Genomic DNA, 24,487 nt, shown 5'->3' on the forward strand with positions numbered 1-24,487 from the left:
GCGGTCAGTCTAGGGACACCGTGTTCGCGAATCGATCGAGTCTCGGCGAGGCTGCAACGCCCCGGCCCCAGACGGTGCTGAGCGCCCAGGCCGGCACGCTCAGCCCGCACGCCACCGTCAGCGGAGCCAGCGCCCACACCGGTGCGGTGGCGATCACCATCGGCACCGTCAGCAGGGCACGGAACGGGTGCGCCAGGGCGAGATGGACCATCTCATCGACCACCAGGCCCCGGGGAGCATGCACGGGCACCGTTGCCGCGGCCCGGATGTAGCAACCCAGCAACGCCCCCGCCACCCAGTACACCGGCACCAGCAATCCGGCGAAGAAGACCCGGGTGGGCGCCTCGAACACCCCGACCATCAACGCCACGGTTCCGCTACCGGAGATCACGTAGACCCAGAAGCACGCCGTCGCCGGCAGGTCGCGCCACCAGGTGTGCCTTAGTTGCCGCAGTACCGTGACCCCGCCCTCATCGGCATAGGTATCCAGCGACGAGGTGACTCGCTGGTTGCCGGCGAAGGCCGGCACGGCGCCACCCACGGTCAGCACGCCCAGCAGGCCGGCCCAGTTCGCGGCGATGAAAGCCGAGGGCTTGCGCAGGAACTCGATCAGTCGCATCCGTGCCTCACTTGATCCCGGTGGCGACCATGCCGTTGACGAAACTGCGCTGGAAGATCGCGAACAGGATGATCATGGGTACCGCCGCCATGGTGGTTCCGGCCATCAGCAGGTTGAACTCGGTGCCCGCCTCCTGGCGGAATACGGACAACCCCACCTGGATCACCCGCATCTCGGTGCTGGTGGTCACGATCAGCGGCCACAGGAAGTTGTTCCAGCCCTGCTCGAAGGACAGCAGAGCCACGGTGAGCATGCCCGGCTTGATCAGCGGGGCCATGATGCGGGCGTAGATGCGGAACTCATTGGCTCCGTCGATGCGGGCCGCCTCCATCAACTCGGTGGGGGTGGAGACGAAGAACTGCCGGAACAGGAAGATGTTGAACGGGGACACCAGCGCCGGTACCAGCAGCGCCGGCCAGGAGTCGATCCAGCCGATCCCGCCCTGCCCGAACAAGTCGTTCCCGCCGGCCAGCGGCATGTGCCGCACCATCAGGAACTCCGGGATCACGATTGCGTAGAACGGGATCATCATCGAGGCCAGGATGAACACGAACACCGGTGTGGAACCCCGGAACCGCATCTTCGCCAGCGCGTACCCGCACATCGACCCGAGCAACAGGTTGGAGAAGGTGTGCACCAGGGCGATCGTGAAACTGTTCCTGGCGTAGATCAGGAAGGGGGCACGTTCCAGCGCGATCCGGAAATTCTCCCACTGCCACTCATTCGGCCACAGCGGCATCGGGGTGGAGAACAACTCCTCGGTGCTGCGCACCGCGGTCAGGAACATCCACAGGAACGGAGCGGCCATCACGAACGAGATGCCGAGCAGCAGGATGCCGAGCAGGAACCGCCTGCTCCGTCGGCGTTTCCGTGCTGATCGGGGCGCCTTGGTCACCTCGCGGACCTCGGGGATACCGGGCACCGCAGGGTCCTTGACGACGTCAGTCATCGCGTCCTCCGGTCAGTTTGCGTGAGATCACGGTCAGGACCACCAGGACCGCCAGCAGCACCATGGACTGCGCCGAGGCAAGCCCCATCCGGAACTCCTGGAACGCGGTCTCATAGATCTCCCAGGTGATGACTGTGGTGGCGTTCGCCGGACCGCCCTGGGTGAGCACGAAGATCAGGTCGAAGGTCTGGAAGTTGCCCACGATCGAGGTGACCAGGATGAAGAACGTGGCCGGCTTGACCATCGGCATCGTGATCCGGAAGAACTTCTGGGTCGCGGTGGCGCCATCGATCTCGGCGGCCTCGTAGAGTTGCTGATCGATCCCCTGCAGGTAGGCCAGGTAGATCATCATCTTCAGGCCCAGGCCCTGCCAGATCGTGACCAGGATGATCGACCCGAGCGCTTGGTCCGGGGAGATCAGGAACTGCTGGTTGGGGATGCCGAATAGCGCCCCGGCGCGGTTCAGCAGTCCGTTGTCACCGGGGGAGTAGATCCACAACCAGATCATGGCGATCGCCACTGTGGCGGTCACGTGGGGCAGGAAGACGGCCGTGCGATAGACCGCGCTGCCGCGCAGGCCCTGGTTGAGCATCACCGCCAGCACCAACGCGATCAGCATCGAGATCGGGATACCGACGACGGCGATGACCAGGTTGTGCCACAGGGCGCGCCAGAACATGGCGTCGTTCCACAGCGTCACGTAGTTGGCCACCCCAGCCCACGTCGGCGGGTTGAGGATGTCGTAGTGGGTCAGGCTCAAGGTGGCCGCGACGAGGATCGGTAGCCCTGTCCAGATCGCGATGTGCGCCGTTGCCGGCAGCGCGAACACCCAGGCCCACCGGGCTTGTCGTTGTGCGAGCGTGCGCCGCCGGCGGCCACCTGTGGGGCCGCCGGCGGTCTGCCGCTCCGCACGCGAGGCGGTCAGTAGTGTCATGGGTTCAGATCCTGCTGATGGCGTCCTCGGCGACCGCGGCCAGGGCGTCCACGGCCTCGGCCGCAGTCTTCTGCCCCACGATGGCGGCCTCGATCTCACCGGAGACGGCGCCACGGACCTCCATCCACGCCGGGCTGCCGCCCTCGAACGCGGTGGCGTACTGGAAGTTGTCGGTGGTGTAGGTCAGCACCCGGTTCTCCGCCAGGACCGACTCGTCCAGGTCCTCCCGCGAGGGCACCTTGCCGACCTCCTCCACGGCCGTGAGCAGGTGCTCCGGCTCCATCATGTGGTTGACCAGTTCCTGTACGAGTTCCTCGTTCTGGGTACGGGCGGAGATGGTCAGCAGCGTGCCGCCCTGGAACATCACCGGGTCACCGCCACCGGAGGAGGGGAGCAGCATCATGCCCATGCTCTCCTCGGTCACCAGGCCCGGCGTCTCCTGCACCAAGGTGGGCCAGGAGGAGGAGTTCATCATGTCGATGGCGGCGCGCTCCTGCTGCCAGGGACGGGGCTGTCCCTCGGCGGCCTGAACATCGAAGCTGGCGGTACCGTCCTCGACCAGGTCGAGCATGTACTGCAGGGCTGCGACGCCGGTGCCATCGGTGAACGCCACCTCGGTGCCGTCTGCACTGAACATGTCCCCGCCGTACGCGCCGATCAGGTGAGCCCAGACCTGCCGGAGGTTCTGGGAGAACAGGTCGATCGCCACGCCGCCGTCGGGGACGACCTCCTTGAGCATCTCCCGGAAGTCCTCCAGGGAGGAGGGCAGATTGTCCTCATCGATGCCAGCAGCATCGAACATGTCGCGGTGATAGGTCAGGACCCGCCCATCCACGAAATACGGAATGCCGAAGAGAGTCCCGTCGTGTCGGCCGATGCCAACCAGATTCTCGTCGAGCCCCTTGCCGTCCAGGAGTGACTCGGGCAACTCACCCAGCACACCACGCTCAGCGAAAGGTTCCACCCAGCCCGCACCGACCATGATCAGGTCGGCGACCACGCCACCGGCCACCGCGGCGGAAAGGCTCTCGTTCAACCGGTCCCAGTCCGTGTAGTCCACCGAGAAAGTGTGGTCGCCGAAGGCAGCGAGGATGTCGCCTTCGAACGCGGCTTGGCCGGAGGTCCCGGCGAACTCGGGGGTGAGGATCGAGAGTTGTTCGCTACCTCCGCCTCCATTCCCGTTTCCGCCGTTGGAGCCCCCGGCGCTGCCGCCGTTGCCGTTTCCGCATGCGGCCAGAAGTACCGCCCCGGTCAGGCCGAGCCCGGAGGCGGTGATGAAGTCTCGCCGTCGAAGCGTCATCGCTTCCATCCTTTCGTTGTGCTGACGGGGTCAGCGGTTTTCACGGACCGGGTTCGGACCGTTTTGGGTGGGAGTGGGTGTGTACCGGGCCAGGGCCGCGGAGGCCGCGGCCAGCGCCTGCGCCAGCGGCGGGGCGTCGGGGTACCAGTGCCGTTCCCATTCCAGGGACACCGGCCCGGTGTAGCCACCGTCGGCTAGCAGGTCGAGAAACGGCGCCAGCGGGATTGCTCCCGACCCCTGCAGCACCGGTGTCTTGTCGGCCCGGGAGGGCACATCCTTGATCTGCACGTAGCCTCGGCCGTCGATCAGGTATGGCAACAGCGCCTTCGCGGTGATGGCCAGGTCCTCCCCGACCCGCCACGGGTGCAGCACGTCCCAGACGGCCCCGACCTGGTGCTCCCCGACAGTCTCGGAGAGACGGTGCAGCAGCGCAGCGATGTCCTGGCCGCGGGGGTGGGAGTCGTGGGTCTCCAGCAGGATGCGCACCCCGGCGTCCTCGGCTACGTCCAGGCAGGCCGTCAAACGACGGACGACGGCGGAGGCGGCCTCCGCCCCATCGTGCAGTACCGGCAACTCGTCCGTGGCGGCCGTGGGGGCCGGTGCCCCGGGGAAGACACGCACGAAGTCCGCGCCCAGGTCCGCCGCCAGGTTCAGGTGTGCGGCCAGCGACTCGGTGACCGTCTCGTCATCACCGGCCTGTGCGATCCGCACCCGGCTGGCCACGGCAAGGATCTGCACCCCGGCGTCGGTGAAGACGCGCCGGACCTGGGCACGCTCGGTTCCCGTCAGGCCCACGTGTACCGGGGCGTCGGCGGCGGTCCGTAGTTCCACCAGGGCTGCGCCGTGCGCGGGCAGCATCCGCGCCAACGCGGGCAGGTCTTCGTCAATCGCGCCCAGGGTGGAGGCGGCGAACGGCCAGATCACGCCATCACCTCCAGCTCGTTGGCGGTGACCGCGCTACGCAGGGGCTGCCCGGTGGCGTAGCGCTCGAGTTCATCGAGCACGTTCCGGCTCATCCGCAGGGTTTCGTTCCCTTGGGATCCGGCAATGTGCGGGGTGAGCATCACGTTCGGCAGGTCGTACAAGACCGAGCCCGGCGGCAGGGGTTCGGGGTCGGTGACGTCCAGGATCGCGTTCAGCCTTCCCGAGGCGCACTCGGCCTCCAGGGCTGCGGTGTCCACCAGCGAGCCGCGGGCGGTGTTGATCAGGGTGGCGTAGTCAGCCATCTGGGCCAGTTCGGCCGCCCCGATCATGTGCCGGGTACTGGGTAGGGCGGGAGCATGCACCGAGACGGTGCCGGCCCGGCGCAGTATCTCGCTCAGGGAGGCCGGACGGGCACCGGCGGCCCGGATCTCCTCCGGATCGACCAGGGGGTCATAGACCAGCGTCGAGACCTCCAGAGTGCGCAGCCGTTGCACCACGCGCCGTCCGATCTTGGAGAACCCGATGATCCCGACCGTGGTGTCCAGGTTCGTCATCGGGCCGAACGCCTTGCGGTAATCGGACCAGGTGGCCCGACCGGTGCGGGCAGCGGCGGCGATGAACGGGGCCTTCTTGCCGGCCATGATGATCGCGGCCAGGGTGAATTCGGCCACGGGAATGGCGTTCTCATCGGCACAGTTGCTGACCTGGATGCCCCGGCGCCACACCTCGGAGGAGACCAGGGCACGCACCGTCCCGGCGGCGTGCAGCACCACCGACAGGTTCGGCGCATGGTCGAGGATCTCGGCGTCCAGATGGGGGCAACCCCAAGAGGTGATGAGCACTTCCACCTCGGCCAGGCGGGCGCGGGCCTCGACGGTGTCCAACCGGGTCAGGTGGACCGGTTCGTCCACCTGGGCCAGGGTGTGCAGGCGCTCGTGCTCGGCCGGCCCGAACTGCTCACGGAAGGCGCGCGGCAACATCACCAGCACGGCCTTGGGTCGACGCGCACCTGCCCCGGTACCGGAGGGGTGCGCCGGTGTGAGGGCGCTCATCGGTCCTTCTGCCCGGTCGGGTCGGCGGCGAGCGGAATCGGCGGCGTCAGGGCGGGGGCGGGCAGCACGTTGGTGCGGGTGGATTCGGTGGCGGTCCGGTCGGCGCTACTCCCGGGCTCGGCGAGCACCAGATCCGCCAACCGCTCCCGCACCGCCGCCGGGAGGTGCTCTGCGAGTTCGGGGATCGTGGGGGCCTGCGCCCACCCGGCGGGCACGCCGGGGTGCGTGCTGCCCAGGACGAGCGAGCGCAGGGTGGCGCTGCCCGCCTCGTGGCGGGCGGTCAGCGTGGGGATCACCGTGCGCGGGAAGTGCAGGTTCGTGTTGGGCGTGGCAACGACCACCTCACCGCCCCGGCGCCCGTCCAGGTCCTGCACGCCGCTGAAGCCGGCCGGGTAACGGGCATAGGCCGCGCCGGAGGTTCGCATGTGCTCGCCCTGTGGCGCCGAGCGGACGTCCCCGGTGCGGTCCAGGGCCCAGCCCCCCTCGGCGGTGATCAATTCGCGAGCAGTGCGGATGTGGTGGACGCGCACCTGCCACGGCAGGTGCGCCCACAGCCAGGTCTGCACGGTGACATCGGGCCAGGGTTGCCAGCGGGTCCAGAGCACGTCGCCGATGAACTCCACCTCCTCGGGAACCCGGCGCGTGCGCCAGTGCACCCCGTCCTCACTCAGCGCGAGGGCGGAGTCGGCGGCGAGCTCCTGCAGGCCGGTACCACCGGCGGGCACGGAGAACGAGAAGGCCGTGGAGTAAGCCATCTTGGAGTACTTGGCTCCGCCGTGTCGGAACTGCTCGGCATCCTGGCCGGCGGCCAGGGCGAACACGTGCCCACCGGCACGGTCGTCGCACAGCACCAGGCGGGCCGGCTCCTGGCGGCGCACCGGCTCACGTGAGTACTGCTGGGGGGCGTGGGTCCAGAACGGATGCTCCGCCGGCAGCGCCAGGGGCAGGTAGGCCTTCATCGCCCAGTAGGGCGAGCCGGGCGAGTTGTAGGCCTCGGCCATATTCAGATTCGGGTAGCCGTACCCGATGCTCATCACCCCGGTCCCGTCGGTGATCTGCTGACCGGACCACCAGCGCATATTGGAGGTGAACAGTCCGTTCATCTCACCCCAGGGCAGCGCCTCGACATCGGCGAAGGCCAGCGCGCCCCAGAACCCGGCCTGGGCGAAGCGGTAGGTGAGGCTGCGCCCGTAGGGCAGGGCCGCGCCGTCGTCGTCGAACCAGTGCGCGAAGTCGGTGGCGATCTGCTGGGCCCGGTCGATGAGACGACGGGCGCGGGCAGGGTCGCGTTCGGCGGCCAAGCGGGCGTAGATGAGGCCGTAGTAGTGAAAGGCGAAGGGCACGTAGTAGTCACACCGGCCAGAAGGTCCGTCGGCGTACCACCCCCCGTCCAGGTAGAAGGACTCCAGCCGGTCCAGCGCCGCTGCGCTCGCGGCCGGGTCTGCCTGGGCGGCGCCGACCACGCCCAGACCTTCGTTCACCAGCACCCGGAAGAACAACCAGTTGTTGTCGTTGCACTCCACCTCGTTGATCCGCCCGAGCCAGGTGGCCAGGTCGGTCTTGGCCTTGCTGGTCAGGGGATCCCAGAGCTGTTCCGGTGCGAGAGCCAGGGAGACCCCGATCGCAGCCATCTCCACCAGCCGCTGGTCCCGTCCGGACGCGGGCCCCCAGTACTCCGGATGGCTCGGGTCGGTGCCGTGGGTGAGGCCGGCCAGCAGTGGCTCGGTGTCCACCTGCCCGCCGCCGGCCAGCAGCGGCGCCAGACCCCACAGCGGACGGGTGAAACCCTCCAGCTGGGCGGCGGCGTTGTCGAAGTGCGCGCCGGTGGAGCCCAACTGCGCCCGGGCGCTGCCGGGGCTGAGTCGCTGCGCCACGGGTGCCCACCAACTCTGCACCTGATCGGACAGGTCCTCACGGGTCAGGGGCGCTGGTGTGGTGGTGAGCACGGAACTCCTCGGCGTCGAGGTTCGGACAGGATCATGACTGGATGCGACGCTGCGTCATCAGCAATGGAACATGTTTCACCGAGTATGGGTGGCACTGCGCATTCCGTCAAGCGCTTCGAGGGACCGAATCACCGTCCCCGGTGAGGTCACGCATCGGACGGCCGAGCGGTCAGTTCAACGCGACCCGGCGCACCGAGTCGCGAACCACCACGTGGGTGCCGATCTCCAGGCGCTGCTCGGCCTGGTCGTCGCGGTACATCGCCATCCGTGCCGCGGCGCGGCCCATCTCCAGTTGGGGCACGTGCAGACTGGTCAGCGCGGGATAGAGGTCGCGGGCCAGCAGGGTGTCGTCGAAACCCATCAGGGACAGTTCCTCCGGCATCGAGCGGCCCTCGGCGCGTGCGGCGGCGATGATGCCGGCGGCCTGTTCGTCGTTGGCGGCGAAGATGGCGGTGGCGTCGGTCTCGGTGAGGAACTTGCGCCCGTAGTAGATGCCCGCTTCCCGGTCCATTTTTGCCGTGGCGATCAGCGACTCATCGAACTCGACGCCGAAGTCGGCCAGGGCGCGGCGGTAACCGCGGGCCCGCAGCATGCCGGTGGCGAACCGATTGGGCCCGCCCAGGTGGGCGATGCGCCGGTGCCCGTTGGACAGCAGGTAGGTGGTGGCTGCATAGCCAGCGGCTGCGGCGTCGTAGTTGACGACCGAGACCGGAGCGTCGGGCGGGCCCTGCCAGGGCCGGCCGCACAGCACCAGGCGCGACCCTCCTCGGGCCAGGGCGTGGGCGCGGTCGGCCAGGGCGGCCTGATGATCGGTCCGCTCCTCGATGCCGCCGATCAGGATGACTGCCTCCACCCCGCGCTGGAGCATCATGTCCACCAACTGCAATTCCAACTCGGGGATGCCGGCAGTGGTGCTCAGCAGCACGCCGATACCGGCGGTGCGGGCCTGTTCCTCGATGCCAGAACCGATCGTCATGTAGTACAGGGACCGCATGTGCGGGATTCCCACCGCGATGGTGCCGGTCAAGGTGGTCAGTGCACGGGTGGTGGAGGTGCGGTAGTCCAGGTCCTGAACGGCGCGCATCACCTTCTCATGGGTGGCCTGGGGAGCCTGGTAGGCACCGTTGAGGATGCGGGAGACGGTGGCCACAGAGACGCCCGCGTGGGCAGCGATGTCCCGGACGGTGGGGCGCTTCGTCGCGCTCTTGCCTTCGGACACTGGCCTTCCCCTAGCGCGTTTCTGACTAAACAAGTTTCATGAATGTTACTCGATGTCGCACGCTTTCTGGGCGATTCGGTACTTCTTTCGGTCCCGCACCGGGGTGATGTCGCGATCGATAGGTGTTCGTGGACCGTGCTCCCACGGGAGGGTTCAGTGCCGGGCGTGGGCGCTCCAGCGCCACGCGGCCCGCGCAGCACTCGGTGGGAGCCCGAGCCGATGGCCGTGGTTGGTCCACAGCGACGTGCGGGAGCCGTCGTCGATCTCCTCGTGGCCTCCGGCGCGGGTGGCCACGATGCCGGCCACCAACGCGGCGAGTTCATCCTCATCGGGAGCCCCCCGCAGCACCCGTACCACGTCGTCGGGCACTTCCCCGATCGCGGCGTACTGGCCGTTGACCCCGTTACCGTTCCTCGACTGGTTCATAGTGGGATGTTCCCGTGCTTCTTGGTGGGCAGGGTGGCGCGCTTGGTGCGCAGGGCGCGCAGCCCCCGCACGATCTGCAGGCGTGTCTGGGCCGGTTCGATCACCGCGTCGACGTAGCCGCGCTCGGCCGCGTCCCATGGGTTCACGATCGCCTCGGTGTACTCATCCACCAGCCGGGCCCGCTCGGCCTCGACGTCACCGCCGTCCTCGGCCACCTTCTTCAGCGCCCCGCGCTGCAGGATGTTCACCGCACCGGAGGCGCCCATCACGGCGATCTGCGCGGTGGGCCAGGCCAGGTTGATGTCGGCGCCGAGCTGCTTGGAGCCCATCACGATGTAGGCCCCGCCGTAGGCCTTGCGGGTGATCACGGTGATCAGCGGCACGGTGGCCTCGGCGTAGGCGTAGATGAGTTTGGCCCCGCGGCGGATGATGCCGTTCCACTCCTGGTCGGTGCCGGGCAGGAACCCGGGCACGTCCACGAACGTCAGCACCGGGATGTTGAAGGCGTCGCAGGTGCGCACGAACCGGGCGGCCTTCTCCGCGGCGTCGATGTCCAGGGTGCCGGCCATCGACTGCGGCTGGTTGGCCACGATACCCACCGGGTGGCCCTCCACGTGCCCGAACCCCACGATCACGTTGCGGGCGAACAGCGGCTGGGTCTCCAGGAACTCGGCCTGATCCAGCACCGACTCGATCACCGCGTGCATGTCGTAGGGCTGGTTGTCCGAGTCCGGGACCAGGGTGTTCAGTTCCTCATCGGCCTGGGTGACCTCCAGTTCGGCCTCGACCGGGAAGGTCTCGGGGTCGCTCAGGTTGTTGCTGGGAAGGTAGTGCAGCAGCGCCTTGACGAAGTCGAAGGCGTCCTCCTCATCGGCGGCCAAGTAGTGAGCCACCCCGGAGCGCTCGTTGTGGGTCTGGGCGCCGCCGAGCTCCTCGAAGCCCACGTCCTCCCCGGTCACCGCGCGGATCACATCCGGGCCGGTGATGAACATGTTGGAGGTCTGGTCGGCCATCACGATGAAGTCGGTCAGGGCTGGGGAATAGACAGCGCCGCCGGCACTGGGTCCCAGGATCAGCGAGATCTGCGGGATCACCCCGGAGGCAGCAACGTTGCGGCGGAAGATCTCGGCGAACTGGGTCAGCGCCGCCACACCCTCCTGGATGCGAGCGCCACCACCGTCGGAGATCCCGATCAGCGGCACCCCGGTACGCAACGCCAGGTCCATCACCTTGGTGATCTTCTCCCCGTGCACCTCGCCCAGGGACCCGCCGAACACGGTGAAGTCCTGGGCGTAGATGCACACCTGGCGGTCATCTATGGTGCCGTAGCCGGCCACCACACCGTCGCCGGGGATGCGCCGTTTGTCGAGCCCGAAGTTGTGGGAGCGGTGGGTGGCGAAGGCGTCCAGCTCCACGAAACTGCCCTCATCGAGCAGTTCGGCGATGCGTTCCCGGGCCGACTTCTTCCCGCGCTTGCCCTGCTTCTCCACCGCCGCGGCAGCCAGGGCCTGTGGCCCCTCGGCGTTGCGCTGGCGCAACTGCTCGATCTTGCCGGCCGTGGTGCTGATGTCGATCTCCTCGGAGGTGGTCACAGATCGCAAGCGTACTTGTCAACACCCACCAACTCCCATAAGGACATGGTGATCGGTACCACGTCCTTGTTGTAGAACCTCTACAAAGCCGCCGCCGCTCCCTCCGCGCTCCCTCGGAGTAGGCCGGCGCCGATCATGCCCTGGTCGGCGCGGGCCGGTGCTGCCAGGCTGGGTACATGGCACCCGAGCGAGCCGAACCGGACCCCGACCCGCCCGCGCCGATCACCCGGCTGCGGGTGCTGGAGCGCACCGGGTCCACGAACACCGACCTGGCCCGACTCGCCATCGCCGACCCGCCGGCCTGGCCGCACCTGTCGGTGCTGGTGGCCCGGGAGCAGACCGCCGGCAAGGGCCGCGCGGGGCGCACCTGGGACTCCTCGGGGCTGCGGGCCCTGACCTTCTCGGTGCTGGTGCGCCCGCGCGCCGACCGCGCCCAGTGGGGCTGGATCCCGCTGCTGGCGGGCCTGGCCACGGTTCGCGCGCTCCGCTCCCGCGCCGGGAAGCAGCCCGGTGCCACCGAACGCGTCGCCATGAAATGGCCAAACGACGTCGTCGATGTGCTCGGCGGGCGCAACGCCGAGCCCGGCTGGGGGCGGATGCGCAAACTCGGTGGGGTGCTCACCGAGGTGCTGGCCGACGACGGCGGCGCGGTCGTGGGGATCGGGCTGAACCTGGCCGGCACGCAGCTTCCGGTGCCGTGGGCGGGCACGCTGGCCGGTGCGGGCCTGATGCCGGCTGAGTTGGGGCAGCGCCCGGATGAGTCAGGCGACGGCCCGGGCGGGACGGGCCGCGCCTCCCGTGAGCACGGCGACGGACGCGACGCCGGCGCCGATGAGACCGCCGATGATGTGGTGCACGCGATCGTCGGAGAGTTCGCCGCGCTGCTGACCGCCTTGGAGCAGGGACAGGACGTGCGGGCACCGGTGGAGCAGGCGTGCGTGAGCATCGGGGCCGATGTCCGGGTGGAACTGCCCGACGGCTCGCAGCTGGAGGGCACGGCGGCCCGCCTTGCCTCCGACGGTGCGCTGATCGTGCGCACCGCTCACGGCGAGCACACCATCCGTGCCGGGGACGTTCGGCACCTGCGCTCACCGGCGCAGTGTGCGAGCAGCGCATCCGCCGCGCCGGGCCCGGGTAACCTCGAGGTGTGACCCAGGACTCACCGCACGGCTCCACCGGACCCGGCCGCTCCGGGCCGGGCGAGAGCGTCGTTTCCGGTTCCACCACCGGGCGGCGCATCGAGGCGATGCTCGGCGAGCCCTGCTACACCCTTGCCGAGGTCGCCGAGGCCAGCGGTCTGGACGTCAACATCGTGCGGCGCTACTGGCGCTCCCTGGGCTTTCCCGATCCGGCCCCGGCGGACAAGCACTTCACCGAGACCGATGTGCAGGCGCTGCGGCAACTGGCCGGCCTGGTGGCCGAGCAGGAGATCTCCTTCACCACCGCCCAGAACCTGGTGCGCGCCCAGGGGCACAGCATGGACCGGCTGGTGCTGTGGCAGGTCGAGGCGCTGGTGGAGGACGCCGCCAAACGTCATGAACTGGACGACACCTCCGCCCGGTTGCTGGTGCTGGACAAACTCGGTGGCCTGGCGCCGGTGCTGGCCGAACAGGCCGAGTACGTCTGGCGACGCCAGTTGGCCGCGCTGATGTCGCGGATCGACCGGGACCTGTCCCTATCCGACCACGCCGCCTCCTCGGCCCAGCAGCTGCCGCTGGAGCGAGCGATCGGGTTCATTGACATCGTGTCCTACACCACCCGGGCGGCCACCCTCTCGGCCACCCAACTGGCCTCGCTGGTGGGGGAGTTCGAGTCGGCCGCGCGCGACGTGATCGCCCGGTACGGGGGCCGCGTGGTCAAGACGGTCGGCGACGCGGTGTTGTGGGTCGCCGATGACCTGCCCAGCGGCGCGTGGGTGGGCACCGGCCTGCTCGAGGCGATGGCCGCGCGGAACCTGCCCATCCGCGGTTCGCTGGTGTGGGGCAGGGTGTTGTCCCGCTCCGGTGATGTGTTCGGCCCGATCGTGAACCTGGCGTCGAGGCTCGCTGACGTGGCCACCGAGGGTGAACTGCTCATGGACGCCGTCAGCGCGGCGTTGCTGCGTGAGTCCGGGCACGGGGGTGACTTCGAGATCTCGCAGTTGCCCGAGGTGGATGTGCCCGGGCTGGGCTCGGTCACCCCGGCGCGGCTGGTGCGCCGCCCGGAGGCCTGAGCGTTGCGCAGTCAGCACCTGCTGAGCGGGGTCCAGCCCGCGGGCACCGGGTCGATGGTGGCGCGCTCGCGGTCGGCCGCCGCGGACCAGCCCTGGGCCGTGGTACCCCCTGCCACGCCCACCGCACCCCGCGCCGGGCGGAAGCCGACGTCGTCCAGCCTCGCCGCAGGCATGCTGCCCCGGCGCACCGAGGCCCGCACGCTCCAGGCCTCGTCGGACCACCCGCCCCCGCGCAGGCTCCGGTAGTCGGCGTACCGGGCCGGGTCGATGTAATCCCAGCACCACTCCCAGACGTTGCCGAGCATGTCGAACAGGCCGAAGGCGTTCGGGGCCTTGGTGGCCACCGGCTGTGCGCCCTCGACCCGATCCGCTGCGGTCCAGGCCACCTCGGCCAACGGGCCGTACGCCGGGCTCGTCGATCCGGCCCGCGCGGCCCACTCCCACTCGGCCTCGGTGGGTAGCCGGTAACCATCGGCGCTGACGTCCCAGTGCACGGTGGCGGCGTCGACGTCGTAGGCGGGGGTGAGATTTCGGGCCAGCGAGGCCGCGTTGCACCACCGGATCGCCTCGTGCCAGGACACCTGGGCGACCGGAGCGTCGCCGTTTCCCGGTGACGGGGTGGTGCCGCCGGGCACTCCGAGGTAGTCCGCCCGGGTCACCGGTGTGCGGGCGAGGGTGAATCGAGCCAGATCCACCCGGCGGGTGGTGCCCCTGCGGGCGTCACGGAGCACGATGGAGGCGGCCGGTACCGCGACGAAGGTCTCGGACGCGGCGGGGGTGGGTGGCACACGGATGACTCTAGGGGCCAGTTGCCTCAGCCCAGGGGCCCGTTGCTGCGGGTGGTGGGGCCTCTTCGTCGTAAACCGATTCAGTCGGATACGCCACAGCGAATAGCTGAGCCGTTGCTTGTGAGTGCGGCTAGCATGACATTGTGACCCGAGTGCTGTTAGCAGAAGATGACCCTGCCATTGCCGAGCCATTGGCGCGCGCCCTGACCCGTGAAGGCTACGACGTGTCCGTGCACGGCACCGGGAAGGGCGCTATCGATGAAGCCGGCAGCGCCGACCTGCTCGTGCTGGACCTCGGGCTGCCGGACATGGACGGCCTGGATGTGGCTCGCTGGGTGCGCAGCCAGGGCCTGAGCACCCCGATCCTGGTGCTGACCGCCCGCGCCGACGAGGTGGACCTGGTGGTCGGCCTGGACGCCGGTGCGGACGACTACGTCACCAAGCCGTTCCGGTTGGCCGAGTTGCTCGCCCGTGTCCGGGCGCTGCTGCGTCGGGCCGGTTCCGAGGGCGCTGACGTCGATGAGATCAGCGCCCAGGACGTGCGTGTGGACATCGCCGCTCACCGTGCTTTCCTGGGCGAGCGGGAGTTGTCCCTGACCGCCAAGGAGTTCGAGCTCCTGCGCGTGCTGGTCCGCGAGGCCGGTTCGGTGGTCTCCCGGGAGGCGTTGATGCGCGAGGTCTGGGCATCCGACCCCAACGGTTCCACCAAGACCCTGGACATGCACGTGTCCTGGCTGCGGCGCAAGATCGGTGACGACGCCAACTCCCCGCGGTACATCTCCACCGTGCGCGGGATGGGATTCAGATTCGAGACCGGGGAGGACTGACCCCTGCGCCGCCGCGTCCTGATTGCGACGATTGCGGCCGTGACCGTCGCGGTGCTCCTGCTCGGCGTGCCGATGGGGGTCTTCGGTGCCCTGATGGTCAACGAGGCCAGCATGGCCAACCTGGAGTTGCGCACCCAGTCGGTGAGTAGGAGCGTCGAGGCGCGCCTGGCCACCGGCTCCGATATCGACGAGGCGATGCTGGAGCGTTGGGTCGACGACGGCGACATCCCGGTCTGGATGCGGGTCACCTCACCCACCGGCAGGGTGGTCGAGGTCGGCGAACCCATCGAGGGGCGCACCACCTACCGCAACCAGTACACCGCCTCCGGGGCGCACGTGTCCTTGCACATCGCCTCCTCCCGGCTGTTCTGGCAGGGCGCCCAGGTGGTGATCCTGGTGGTGCTGGCCTCGCTCATCGCGGTGGGAACCGCCGCACTGGTGGCCTCATGGCAGGCCAGGCGCCTGGCAGCGCCGCTGGTGTTCCTGGCCGCCAGCGCCGAACAGGTCGGCGCCGGCCAGGCGCGCCCGCAGTTCGAGCCCTCCGGGGTGGAGGAGATCGATCTGGTGGCCGCGGAGCTGAACCGGACCGGGGACCGGATGGCCAGCCGCCTGGTGGCCGAGCGCCAGTTCGCCGCGAACGCCAGCCACCAGCTCCGTACCCCGCTGACGGCGCTGTCGATGCGGCTGGAGGAGATCCAGCTCCTCAGCGATGATGAGGCGGTGCGCGAAGAGGCGCGGATCTCCCTGGAGCAGCTCGAACGCCTGGTCCGGGTGGTCGACGACCTGCTCGCCGCCTCACGCAGCCGCGACGGCGGCACCACCCAGCCCCTGCCGCTCGATGAGGTCTTCGATCAGCAGGAGGATGAGTGGGAGGGCAGCTTCCGCCGCGCCGGCCGACAGCTGATCTTCGAGAACGATGACGACCTGGCCGTGCTGGTCACCCCCGGTGCCATCGCCCAGGTGCTGTCCACCCTGCTGGAGAACTCCCTGAAGTACGGCGAGGGCACCACCTCGGTGCGGGCCCGGCCCTCCAAGCCGGGAGCGGAGTCCGGTGTGGTGATCGAGGTGGCCGACGAGGGCCCGGGGGTCAGCGACGATCTGGCACCGCGCATCTTCGAACGGCACGTCACCAGTGGCAAGGGCTCGGGGCTGGGACTGAGCCTGGCCCGGGACCTGATCGCCGCCGACGGTGGTCGGTTGGACCTGGCGCAGCGTCGCCCCCCGGTGTTCAACGTCTTCCTCAACGCCGTGCCCAAGCGGTTGGACCCCGAGGAGGTCCTGCCGGCCGGGTCGGTGGTGGTGGTGGGCCGGCGCCGCCGCCGCCGCTGATCTCAACCGCGTGAGGTGCCGACCGCCGAACCGGTGAACACCCAGTGCCGGTAGGCCACGTACCTGAACAAGGTGCCCAGCACCAGGCCCACCCCGTTCGCGGCGATGTTATCGGCCAACGGAGAGGTGAACCCGAGCAGATAATGGGAGACGGCCAGGCACCCCACCGCGATCCCCATCCCGATCAGGTTGGCGACGACGAACCTCACCAGTTCCGTCCCGTGCGCGGCCGCGCCGCCGGTGGAACGCCGGGTGGCGAAGGTCCAGTACCGGTTACCCAGCCACGCCACCAGCACCGCCACCGAGACCGAGACGACCTTCGCCGTCAGGGGCTGATCGACCAGTAACTGCCCGGGTCCGAACCGCAGCAGGTTGAACAACCCGACGTCCACCACGAACGCGAGCAGACCCACGGACCCGAACCGCGCCATCTCGGCCACCCGCGCGACGATCTCGCTGCGCGAGCGCCACGTCGACCCGATCCGGCCGGCCGGCCGCGCTGGTGCCGGAGCGCTCGCACGGGTCATTGCCCGAGCCTACCCGCCATTAGGCTTGCCGCCATGGGACCTGTGGTGGCCGTCGTCGGCGGCGGACAACTCGCACGCATGATGGCCGCACCCGCCGGCGCGCTGGACATCCATGTGCGCGCCCTGGTCGAGGCCGACGACGGCGCAGCCGCCCAGGTGCTGCCCGACGCCCCCGTGGGGGCGGCCGACGACGAGGAAGCCCTCACCCGGGTCACCCGCGGTGCGCAGGTGCTCACCTTCGAACATGAGCACGTGCCGTATGCGCTCCTGGCTGGCTTGGAGGCCGACGGCGTGGCGGTGCGCCCGGGATCGCGCGCACTGCGGGCCGCCCAGGACAAGATCCACATGCGTCGCGTGCTCACCGAACTCGGGGTGCCCTGCCCGCGCTGGGCCGAGGTGAACTCGGTGGCCGATCTCGCGGCCTTCGGCGACGAGATCGGCTGGCCGGTGGTGTTGAAGAGGCCGGTGGGAGGGTATGACGGCAAGGGCGTGCGGATCGTGCACAGCGCCCAGGAGGGTGCGGACTGGGCCGCCGAGGGTGCATTGGCGGAGGAGACGGTGGACTTCCGCTCCGAGTTGGCTGCGCTGCTGGCCCGGCGGCCCTCCGGCCAGGTGCAGACCTGGACCACGGTGCAGACCACCCAGGTGGGTGGCGTGTGCTCGGAGGTGATCTCCCCGGCCCCGGACCTGGAGGACGACGGCGCGGGCGAAGCCGCGCGGATCGCCCGCACCATCGCCGAGGGACTGGATGTGACCGGAGTGCTGGCGGTGGAGATGTTCCACACCCGGGATGGGCGCCTGCTGGTGAACGAGTTGGCGATGCGCCCGCACAACAGCGGGCACGTGACCATTGACGCCACCGTCACCTCCCAGTTCGAGCAGCACCTGCGGGCGGTGCTGGACCTGCCGCTGGGCCGAACCGAGCAGTTGGTGCCCTGGGCGGTCATGGTCAACGTGCTCGGTTCGCAACTGGCCGATCCCACCAAGGCCTACCCCGAACTCATGGAGCGCTACCCCGAGGCGAAGGTGCACCTGTACGGCAAGTCGGTGCGCCCGGGCCGCAAACTGGGGCACGTCACCGTGACCGGGGACGACCTGCCGCACCTGCGCCGGGTAGCCCGTGCCGCTGCCGATCTTCTGGAAGGACGCTGATCATGACCGAACCGACGGCGAACGAGGAGCACCCCCCGGCCGCCGGCACCGCCACCCACGGCGCCGAGGTCCCCGGGACGATGGCCACCGGCACTACAACCGGCTCGGCGCCCGGGGTGTCCGGCGGGACCGGCCAGGATGCCCGGCTGCCGCAGGTGGCGGTGGTGATGGGCTCGGACTCGGACTGGCCGGTGATGGGCCAGGCGGTCGAGGCCCTGGCGGAGTTCGGCCTCCAGGCGCACGTGGATGTGGTCTCCGCGCACCGGATGCCCCACGAGATGGTCGACTTCGGCTCAGGCGCCGCCGCTCGCGGAGTGCGGGTGATCATCGCCGGGGCCGGGGGTGCCGCGCACCTGCCCGGGATGCTCGCCTCCCTCACCCCGCTGCCGGTGATCGGAGTGCCCGTCCCGTTGGCACATCTGGACGGGATGGACTCGCTGCTGTCCATCGTGCAGATGCCTGCGGGGGTGCCGGTGGCCACGGTGTCGGTCGGGGGTGCGCGCAACGCCGGGCTGCTGGCGGTGCGGATGCTGGCCGCTGGGGAGGACGACGCCGCCGCGCAGCTGCGGGAGAAGATGTCCGCCTTCCAGCAGGACCTGCGCGCCGACGCCCGGGCCAAGGGGGAGCGGCTGCGCGCCAAGCGCAACCAGACGCCGGGGTTCAGCGCCTCCTGATCCTCGGTCCGTGCCGGAGGCGGCCGCGACGCTCGGTCGCAGGCGGGGCCAGAGCGCCTCGCTCCACAATTCATAACCCCGCGCGGGGACACCCGGCAGCACGGAGTCCCGGCGCAACCGCGGCCTGCGCCGGGCGCCGTCGTCATCGCCGAAGCCGGCCCGCCCCCTCGGTGGCCTCGGTCACATCGGGTGTCCGACGCAGCGGGAACGGCGCTAGCGTCGCCTCTCGTGACAGCCACCCGACCGGAGCTTCCTGCGTCCGCGACATTGGCCCACCCGGCATCGGATGAGCACGCCGAGAGCGGACCCGCGCGGCCACGCGCCCGGTTGCGCGGACTGGACGGGCTGCGCTTCTTCGCTGCGTTCGCGGTGCTGCTGTACCACTTCGGCGCATTCGACACCTACTCCGATGCGGTCTGGGGGGAGTCGGTGGAGGAGGCCACCGGGCCGGTGGGGGTGTGGTTCGGTTACGGTGCGCTGGCCCCCTCGTTGTTCTTCGTGATCTCCGGGTTCGTGATCCTGATGTCGGCCCAGGGTCGGGGCTGGCGCCGGTTCGTCGCCTCCCGGGCCGCCCGGCTCTACCCGGCCTACTGGGTGGCGGTGCTGGCCACCTCGGTGCTGTTGCTGCTGCTGTGGAACCCCGGCCGGGCTCCCGGCGCGGGGCAGGTAGCGGTGAACCTGACCATGTTCCAGTCCGCCTTCGGGATCAGCCACGTGGACGGGGTGTACTGGACCCTGTGGGTGGAGATGAAGTTCTACCTGCTGATGATCATCTTCCTGCTCATCGGTATCACCACCCGCCGGGTGCTGATCGTGGCGCTGGCATGGCCGCTGGTGTCCTGGGCATTCGCGCTCGCGGAGGTGCCGCACGTGTGGGACTGGCTGATCTACCGCCATGCCCCCTTCTTCGCCGGCGGAATGGTCATCTACCTCATCCACTGCCGCGGGCACAGCCTGGCCCGCTGGGCGGTGCTGGCGGTGAACGTGGCACTCGGGCTGGTGCACGGGGTACCGGGGTTGAGTACCCAGGTGGCCGAGCGCACCCCCTTCGAACTCAACCCGTGGATCCTGGGCGTCCTCACCCTGGGTTGCTTCGCGTCGGTGGCGGCCCTGAGCTGGACCCGGCTGCAGTACCTGAATTGGAAGTGGCTCACCGTGATCGGTGGCCTGACCTATCCGCTGTACCTGATCCACCAGTACTGGGGCTGGTGGGTGATCTCGATGCTGTCCGATCACGTGCCCGCCGCCGTGAGCGTGGCCGCGGCCACGGCCGTGGCGATCGCGCTGGCCTGGGTGCTGCACAAGTGCGTCGAGGTGCCCTTCGGGCCGCGGCTGCGCACCGCCGTAGCGGCGCTGTTGCGGGACCGCCCTCGCTCGCGGGCCTGACCCGGGCGGTGGGCTGAGCGCCCTCGTAGGCCTGCCCCGGCGTCGGCCACGGCCGTGTCCGGGCAACGGATACGCACCGGTCGGTGATCGTTAGCCCACCGTTCGCCGTGCGGGGAAGAACCGTTCAGGTGCCGCTGCCAGACTCGATCCCGGTCGCGCATCAGGGCCGGGGAGCAACACCGCCCGCCCTGGTGACCGCCGCCCGGGGATCATCCCGGTCCCTGCCTCTGCCCGACCAGCCGAGTTCCAACAGCCGGCACCGGGCATGGCGTCAGCATGTCCACGTCCGGCCCGGCCGTACCCAAGGAGAACGATGAGCAGCACTTCACCGGCCCTCGCCGGTGCCGCGCTCGGATCCGCGCCCGCGAACCCACCAGCCCCGAGCGCAACGGCCCGCCCGCCCCAGCGGCGCACGCGATGGAAGGGGCGAAACATCCTGGCGTTCCTGCTGCTGGCCGGCCCCAACATCGCCATCCTGCTGATCTTCACCTACCGGCCCATGCTCCTGAGTTTCTACTACTCGACGCTGCAGTGGAACCTGGGCTCGTCGATGGCACGGTTCGTCGGACTGGGCAACTACGTGGAGTGGTTCACCGACTCCCGCACCCCCACCGTGGTGGCCACCACCGCCGTGTTCGGCCTCGTCACCGTGGGTGGGGGTCTCGTGCTCGGCCTGGGCCTGGCGTTGCTGTTGAACCAGAAACTGCGCGGGCGGGGCATCGCCCGCACCCTGGCGTTCGCGCCCTACGTGCTCTCCGGGATCGCGGTGGGGATGTTGTGGCTGTACATCTTCAACCCCCGCTACGGGCTGCTCAAGGTGCTCCTGGACAACATCGGCGCCTCCTCCCCGCAGTGGTACTCCACCACCCCGTGGGCGCTGGTGATGATCATGATCGTCTACCTGTGGAAGCACGTGGGCTATGTGGCCCTGATCTACCTGGCCGGCCTGCAGGCGGTGCCGCAGGACCTGCGTGATGCGGCCGCGATCGACGGGGCCTCCAAGGCCCGCACCTTCTTCTCGGTGATCTTCCCGCTGCTGGGCCCGGTGACCTTCTTCCTGCTCATCACCACGATGCTCAGTTCGCTGCAGTCCTTCGACCTGATCCGGGCGATGACCGACGGCGGCCCGCTGGGCTCGACCACCACGTTGATGTACCAGATCTACGTCGAGGGCTTCCAGACCGGCCGGGCCGGCTACGCCTCGGCCGCGGCCACGATCCTGTTCGTGATCCTGCTGGTCATCACCGCCATCCAACTGAAGTTCGTCGAGCGGAAGGTGCACTACTCGTGACCAGCGTGCTGACCCCGGCCACGGCCACCACGGATGATTCCCCGGCACCCCAGCCCGGCGCCGCGCAGGGCCTGGACCGCACCGAGATCCGTCGTCGTCGGCGCCGGCAGGCGCGGCTGAGGCGACTGCCGCTGGAGGTGCTGCTCTATGCGGTGATGGTCGCGGTGATCGTGATCATGTCGGTGCCGCTGATCTGGATGCTGCTCGCCAGCATCAAGACCTCGGCCGAGATCTACGCCGTTCCGTTGGCCTGGCTCCCGGAGGTGTTCGACCTGTCCAACTACGGTGAGGTCGCCACCGCCATCCCGATCGCGCGGATGTTCTTCAACTCCGTGCTGATCACCACCGTGGGCGCCGGGTTGAAGGTGCTGCTGGGCCTGGCCTGCGCCTACGCGCTGGTGTTCGTGGACGTGCCGCTGCGGAAGACCGCCTTCGTGCTGGTGCTGTTCGCCCTGCTCATCCCCGGGCAGATCACGATCATTCCCAACTACACCCTGATCGCGAACCTGGGCTGGCTGAACACCTACCAGGGCATCATCGTGCCGGGCCTGGCCAGTGCATTCGGCACGTTCCTGTTCCGCCAGTACTTCCTCGGCCTGCCGGTCTCGGTGCTGGAGGCCGCCCAACTCGACGGCGCCGGGCACTACCGCCGGCTGTGGCGGTTCGTGGTGCCGATGTCGGTGCCGACCATCGCGGCGGTGTCGCTGGTCTCGATCGTGGGGGAGTGGAACGAGTACCTGTGGCCGATGCTCGTGGTGGACAACCCCTCCACGATGCCGCTGCCGGTGGGGCTGACGCTGCTCCAACGGGTGGAGGGGATGCAGAACTGGGGTGTGCTGATGGCGGCCACCACCCTGGTCACGCTGCCGATCCTGGTGATCTTCCTGATCCTGCAACGTCGCCTGGTCGCCGGCCTGACCGCCGGTGCGGTGACCGGGTGAGGTCCGACGGCGATGCGCCCCTTGCGGACTCTTGCCCTCGCTCCCGCCCCGCGGCCTCTCGCCCCCGTTTCCGAACCGTCCCGAACCAACCGATATCACCCCCGATGAGTTCTTCGAAGGAGAACCCCTGATGTCATCTGCCTCTCGTCGTCGTCCGCCCCTGTGGACCCCACGTACCAAGGAGACCTGGACACCCTCTCGCCGCAACGTCCTCACCCTGGGTGGGGCGGCCGCGACCGCCGGCCTGCTCTCCGCCTGTGGCGGCGGCCCCTCCGTGGGCGGGGACACCGCCCGCGCCGACACCACCCAGACCGAGTGGGACGGGGTGGACCCGGCCGAGCGGATCACCTGGTGGTCCAACCATCCCGGCAACACCATGGAGTGGGAGCAGTCGATGATCGACGCCTTCACCGCCGAGACCGGCATCGAGGTGGAACTGGTCACCGCCGGCGCCAATTACGACGAGATCGCCCAGCGCTTCCAGGCCGCCTCGAGCACCTCGGAGATCCCGGACCTGGTCGGGGCCAGCGACGTGTGGTGGTTCCGCTACTTCGTCAACGGCCAGATCATCCCCGTCGATGACCTGTTCGCGCACCTGGGTGTGGACACCGACGACTTCGTGGACACCTTCTACGAGGACTACGCCTACGAAGGCCTGCACTACGCGGTGCCCTACGCCCGCTCCACCCCGCTGTTCTACTACAACCGGGACATGTGGGAGGCCGCGGGGCTGCCCGACCGCGGGCCGGAGACCTGGGAGGAGTTGGCCGGCTGGTCCGAGGCGCTCTGGGGCGTGGTGCCCGGTGAGGGCGCGCCACTGGGGCTCAGCCACGGCCCGTCGTGGTCGGCCTGGTGGTACTCCAACGTCTCCTGGGGCCTGGGTGCGGCGATGAGCGAGGAGTGGGACGTCACCCTGGAGACCGAGGAGTCGATCGCCGCCGGGCGCTTCGTACGCGACTTGTACCACGGTGACGGCGCCTACGCCGGGTTCAGCGCCCAGAACAACGCCGACTTCCAGGCCGGCATGTTCGCCTCCCTGGTCGGTTCCACCGGTGCCCTGACCGGGCACCTGGAGGCCGCGACCTTCGAGTTGGGCGCGGCGTTCCTGCCCGAGGGTCCGGTGCCGGGACCGACTGTGCCCACCGGCGGCACCGGGATCGCCATCGCGGCCGACCGCGAACCCGGCCAGCAACTGGCCGGGGCGATGTTCCTGGCCTTCCTCACCAACGCGGAGAACACCGCGGACTACTCCGCCGGCACCGGGTACATGCCGGTGCGCCACTCCGCGATCGAGGGCGAGACCATGAGTGCGTTGTATGAGGAGGTGCCCCAGTTCCGCACCTCGGTGGACCAGCTCGAGCGCACCCGCACCCAGGACTGGGTCCGAGTGTTCACCCCCGGTGGTGACCAGATCATCACCGACGGGTTGGAGGAGATCATCCTGCAGGGCAGCGACGCCGAGGACGTGTTCCCCAACGTGGCCGCCCAACTCGAGCGGGCCTTCAGCGAGAACGTCGAGCCCTACCTGTGAGTACGGTCCGGCCGGCCGCGACGCCGGGCACGGGCCCGGCGCCGCGGCGCCACCCGCTGGTGATCGCCCACCGCGGCGACTCCATGGTGGCCCCGGAGAACACCCTGCCCGCCTTCGCCGCCGCGGTGCGGGGTGGGGCGGACATGATCGAGATCGACCTGCACTGCAGTGCCGACGGCGAGGGCGTCGTGATCCACGACGCCACCGTGGACCGCACCACCGACGCCAGTGGAGCGGTGGCGGACCTGGATGCGGCCGAGATCGGCCGGTTCGACGCCGGGTCCTGGTTCGACCCTGCCTTCGCCGGAGTCCGGATCCCCCTGTTCGGGGACATCCTGGATCTCTTAGTGCGCTCCCCGGGCACCGAGTTGCTGCTGGAGTTCAAGGACCCCTGGCTGGCCGGGCCGCTGGGGCAGGTCCTGTCCGATCTGAAGGCGGCCGGCCTGGCCGACCGGGTGCTCGTGCAGAGTTTCTTCCCGGACGTTCTCACCACGGTTCGCCGGGCGACCCCGGACGTGCGGCCGGGGTTCCTGAGTTCACGGTTCGACGATGAGGTCGTCACCCTCAGCCGGCACCTGGGTGCGGTGGCGTGCAACCCCGCGTTCACCCGGGTGCTGGCGGATCCCGGCCTGGTGACCCGCGCGCACCGGGCCGGGCTGCAGGTCATGGTGTGGACCGCCAACGAGGTGGCCCAGTGGGAACGGTTGGTGGCTGCGGGCGTGGACGGGATCATCACCGACCGCCCCGACCGGTTGCGCAGGTTCTTGGACTACCGGGACGGGCCCTGAACCCTCGGAGGGCGGACGAACCCCGGACTCTGCCGGGTTGACTTCCCGGCAGGGTCTGGGGAACGCCCCAGTTTCGGGGG

Annotated in this window: 23 protein-coding genes; 11 read left to right on the plus strand and 12 right to left on the minus strand. The window is 69.5% G+C overall.

The features are described 5' to 3' along the window. Positions 1-4 precede the first annotated feature (4 nt). The 10 genes from ACPL7H_RS16940 to ACPL7H_RS16985 all read right to left on the minus strand — a co-directional run bounded on the left by ACPL7H_RS16940 (position 5) and on the right by ACPL7H_RS16985 (position 10,916). The gene (locus tag ACPL7H_RS16940) at positions 5-619 is read right to left on the minus strand and encodes a hypothetical protein (RefSeq protein ID WP_424797960.1); all 615 of its coding nucleotides are present in this window, start codon (positions 617-619) and stop codon (positions 5-7) included. Positions 620-626: 7 nt separating this feature from the next. Then, positions 627-1,568, minus strand: coding sequence for a carbohydrate ABC transporter permease (locus ACPL7H_RS16945; protein WP_424797961.1), 942 nt, complete (start codon positions 1,566-1,568; stop codon positions 627-629). Then, the gene (locus ACPL7H_RS16950) at positions 1,561-2,502 is read right to left on the minus strand and encodes a carbohydrate ABC transporter permease (RefSeq protein ID WP_424788166.1); all 942 of its coding nucleotides are present in this window, start codon (positions 2,500-2,502) and stop codon (positions 1,561-1,563) included. Before ACPL7H_RS16950 ends, ACPL7H_RS16945 begins: the two co-directional genes overlap by 8 nt. Positions 2,503-2,506: 4 nt before the next feature. Further along, positions 2,507-3,802 carry an extracellular solute-binding protein gene (locus ACPL7H_RS16955; protein ID WP_424797962.1) on the minus strand — a complete coding sequence of 432 codons (1,296 nt, stop codon included), beginning with the start codon at positions 3,800-3,802 and terminating at the stop codon, positions 2,507-2,509. Between the two features lie 30 nt (positions 3,803-3,832). Next, complete coding sequence (locus ACPL7H_RS16960; RefSeq protein ID WP_424797963.1) at positions 3,833-4,726, minus strand: sugar phosphate isomerase/epimerase family protein; 894 nt, start codon at positions 4,724-4,726, stop codon at positions 3,833-3,835. Further along, a complete protein-coding gene (locus ACPL7H_RS16965; RefSeq protein ID WP_424797964.1) occupies positions 4,723-5,778 on the minus strand; it encodes a hydroxyacid dehydrogenase in 1,056 nt (351 codons plus the stop codon). The genes ACPL7H_RS16960 and ACPL7H_RS16965 overlap by 4 nt, the downstream gene beginning before the upstream one ends. Continuing rightward, a complete protein-coding gene (locus ACPL7H_RS16970; protein WP_424797965.1) occupies positions 5,775-7,724 on the minus strand; it encodes a DUF2264 domain-containing protein in 1,950 nt (649 codons plus the stop codon). The genes ACPL7H_RS16965 and ACPL7H_RS16970 overlap by 4 nt, the downstream gene beginning before the upstream one ends. Positions 7,725-7,893: 169 nt before the next feature. Next, a complete protein-coding gene (locus tag ACPL7H_RS16975) occupies positions 7,894-8,943 on the minus strand; it encodes a LacI family DNA-binding transcriptional regulator (protein WP_424797966.1) in 1,050 nt (349 codons plus the stop codon). 153 nt (positions 8,944-9,096) lie between these two features. Next, entirely contained in the window at positions 9,097-9,369 is a 273-nt protein-coding gene (locus ACPL7H_RS16980) for an acyl-CoA carboxylase subunit epsilon (RefSeq protein WP_424797967.1), read from the minus strand. Beyond that, the gene (locus ACPL7H_RS16985; RefSeq protein ID WP_424797994.1) at positions 9,366-10,916 is read right to left on the minus strand and encodes an acyl-CoA carboxylase subunit beta; all 1,551 of its coding nucleotides are present in this window, start codon (positions 10,914-10,916) and stop codon (positions 9,366-9,368) included. Before ACPL7H_RS16985 ends, ACPL7H_RS16980 begins: the two co-directional genes overlap by 4 nt. Positions 10,917-11,137: 221 nt before the next feature. Here ACPL7H_RS16985 and ACPL7H_RS16990 point away from each other — a divergent pair, with 221 nt between their 5' ends. Both ACPL7H_RS16990 and ACPL7H_RS16995 read left to right on the plus strand, forming a co-directional pair. Further along, positions 11,138-12,112 carry a biotin--[acetyl-CoA-carboxylase] ligase gene (locus tag ACPL7H_RS16990; RefSeq protein ID WP_424797968.1) on the plus strand — a complete coding sequence of 325 codons (975 nt, stop codon included), beginning with the start codon at positions 11,138-11,140 and terminating at the stop codon, positions 12,110-12,112. Continuing rightward, positions 12,109-13,173, plus strand: coding sequence for a MerR family transcriptional regulator (locus tag ACPL7H_RS16995; RefSeq protein ID WP_424797969.1), 1,065 nt, complete (start codon positions 12,109-12,111; stop codon positions 13,171-13,173). Before ACPL7H_RS16990 ends, ACPL7H_RS16995 begins: the two co-directional genes overlap by 4 nt. Positions 13,174-13,184: 11 nt before the next feature. Here the strand turns inward: ACPL7H_RS16995 and ACPL7H_RS17000 are convergent, their stop codons facing one another. After that, positions 13,185-13,961 (minus strand): formylglycine-generating enzyme family protein, encoded by a 777-nt coding sequence (locus tag ACPL7H_RS17000; RefSeq protein ID WP_424797970.1) that lies wholly within the window; start codon positions 13,959-13,961, stop codon positions 13,185-13,187. 143 nt (positions 13,962-14,104) lie between these two features. On the opposite strand from ACPL7H_RS17000, the gene ACPL7H_RS17005 reads away from it, so the two are divergent. Both ACPL7H_RS17005 and ACPL7H_RS17010 read left to right on the plus strand, forming a co-directional pair. Further along, the gene (locus ACPL7H_RS17005) at positions 14,105-14,788 is read left to right on the plus strand and encodes a response regulator transcription factor (RefSeq protein WP_424788175.1); all 684 of its coding nucleotides are present in this window, start codon (positions 14,105-14,107) and stop codon (positions 14,786-14,788) included. A gap of 39 nt (positions 14,789-14,827) precedes the next feature. After that, on the plus strand, positions 14,828-16,117 hold the full coding sequence (locus tag ACPL7H_RS17010) for an ATP-binding protein (protein ID WP_424797971.1): 1,290 nt from the start codon (positions 14,828-14,830) through the stop codon (positions 16,115-16,117). 2 nt (positions 16,118-16,119) lie between these two features. On the opposite strand, the gene ACPL7H_RS17015 is transcribed toward ACPL7H_RS17010, so the two are convergent. Then, positions 16,120-16,644: a GtrA family protein gene (locus ACPL7H_RS17015; RefSeq protein WP_424797972.1), complete on the minus strand. Its 525-nt coding sequence runs from the start codon at positions 16,642-16,644 to the stop codon at positions 16,120-16,122. A 33-nt stretch (positions 16,645-16,677) separates the two neighbouring features. On the opposite strand from ACPL7H_RS17015, the gene ACPL7H_RS17020 reads away from it, so the two are divergent. From ACPL7H_RS17020 to ACPL7H_RS17050, 7 genes are all read left to right on the plus strand, one after another. Further along, a complete protein-coding gene (locus tag ACPL7H_RS17020; protein WP_424797973.1) occupies positions 16,678-17,796 on the plus strand; it encodes a 5-(carboxyamino)imidazole ribonucleotide synthase in 1,119 nt (372 codons plus the stop codon). A 2-nt stretch (positions 17,797-17,798) separates the two neighbouring features. Then, complete coding sequence (purE, locus tag ACPL7H_RS17025) at positions 17,799-18,470, plus strand: 5-(carboxyamino)imidazole ribonucleotide mutase (RefSeq protein WP_424797974.1); 672 nt, start codon at positions 17,799-17,801, stop codon at positions 18,468-18,470. 228 nt (positions 18,471-18,698) lie between these two features. Then, positions 18,699-19,856, plus strand: a complete 1,158-nt coding sequence (locus tag ACPL7H_RS17030; protein ID WP_424797975.1) for an acyltransferase family protein — start codon at positions 18,699-18,701, stop codon at positions 19,854-19,856. Positions 19,857-20,169: 313 nt separating this feature from the next. Beyond that, on the plus strand, positions 20,170-21,147 hold the full coding sequence (locus tag ACPL7H_RS17035) for a carbohydrate ABC transporter permease (protein ID WP_424797976.1): 978 nt from the start codon (positions 20,170-20,172) through the stop codon (positions 21,145-21,147). Further along, a complete protein-coding gene (locus ACPL7H_RS17040) occupies positions 21,144-22,088 on the plus strand; it encodes a carbohydrate ABC transporter permease (protein ID WP_424797977.1) in 945 nt (314 codons plus the stop codon). The genes ACPL7H_RS17035 and ACPL7H_RS17040 overlap by 4 nt, the downstream gene beginning before the upstream one ends. Before the next feature lie 130 nt (positions 22,089-22,218). Then, the gene (locus ACPL7H_RS17045; RefSeq protein ID WP_424797978.1) at positions 22,219-23,619 is read left to right on the plus strand and encodes an extracellular solute-binding protein; all 1,401 of its coding nucleotides are present in this window, start codon (positions 22,219-22,221) and stop codon (positions 23,617-23,619) included. Continuing rightward, on the plus strand, positions 23,616-24,407 hold the full coding sequence (locus tag ACPL7H_RS17050; protein ID WP_424797979.1) for a glycerophosphodiester phosphodiesterase: 792 nt from the start codon (positions 23,616-23,618) through the stop codon (positions 24,405-24,407). The genes ACPL7H_RS17045 and ACPL7H_RS17050 overlap by 4 nt, the downstream gene beginning before the upstream one ends. Positions 24,408-24,487 lie beyond the last annotated feature (80 nt).

The organism is Pseudactinotalea sp. Z1732 (assembly GCF_049724975.1).
GTDB lineage: Bacteria > Actinomycetota > Actinomycetes > Actinomycetales > Beutenbergiaceae > CALKWS01.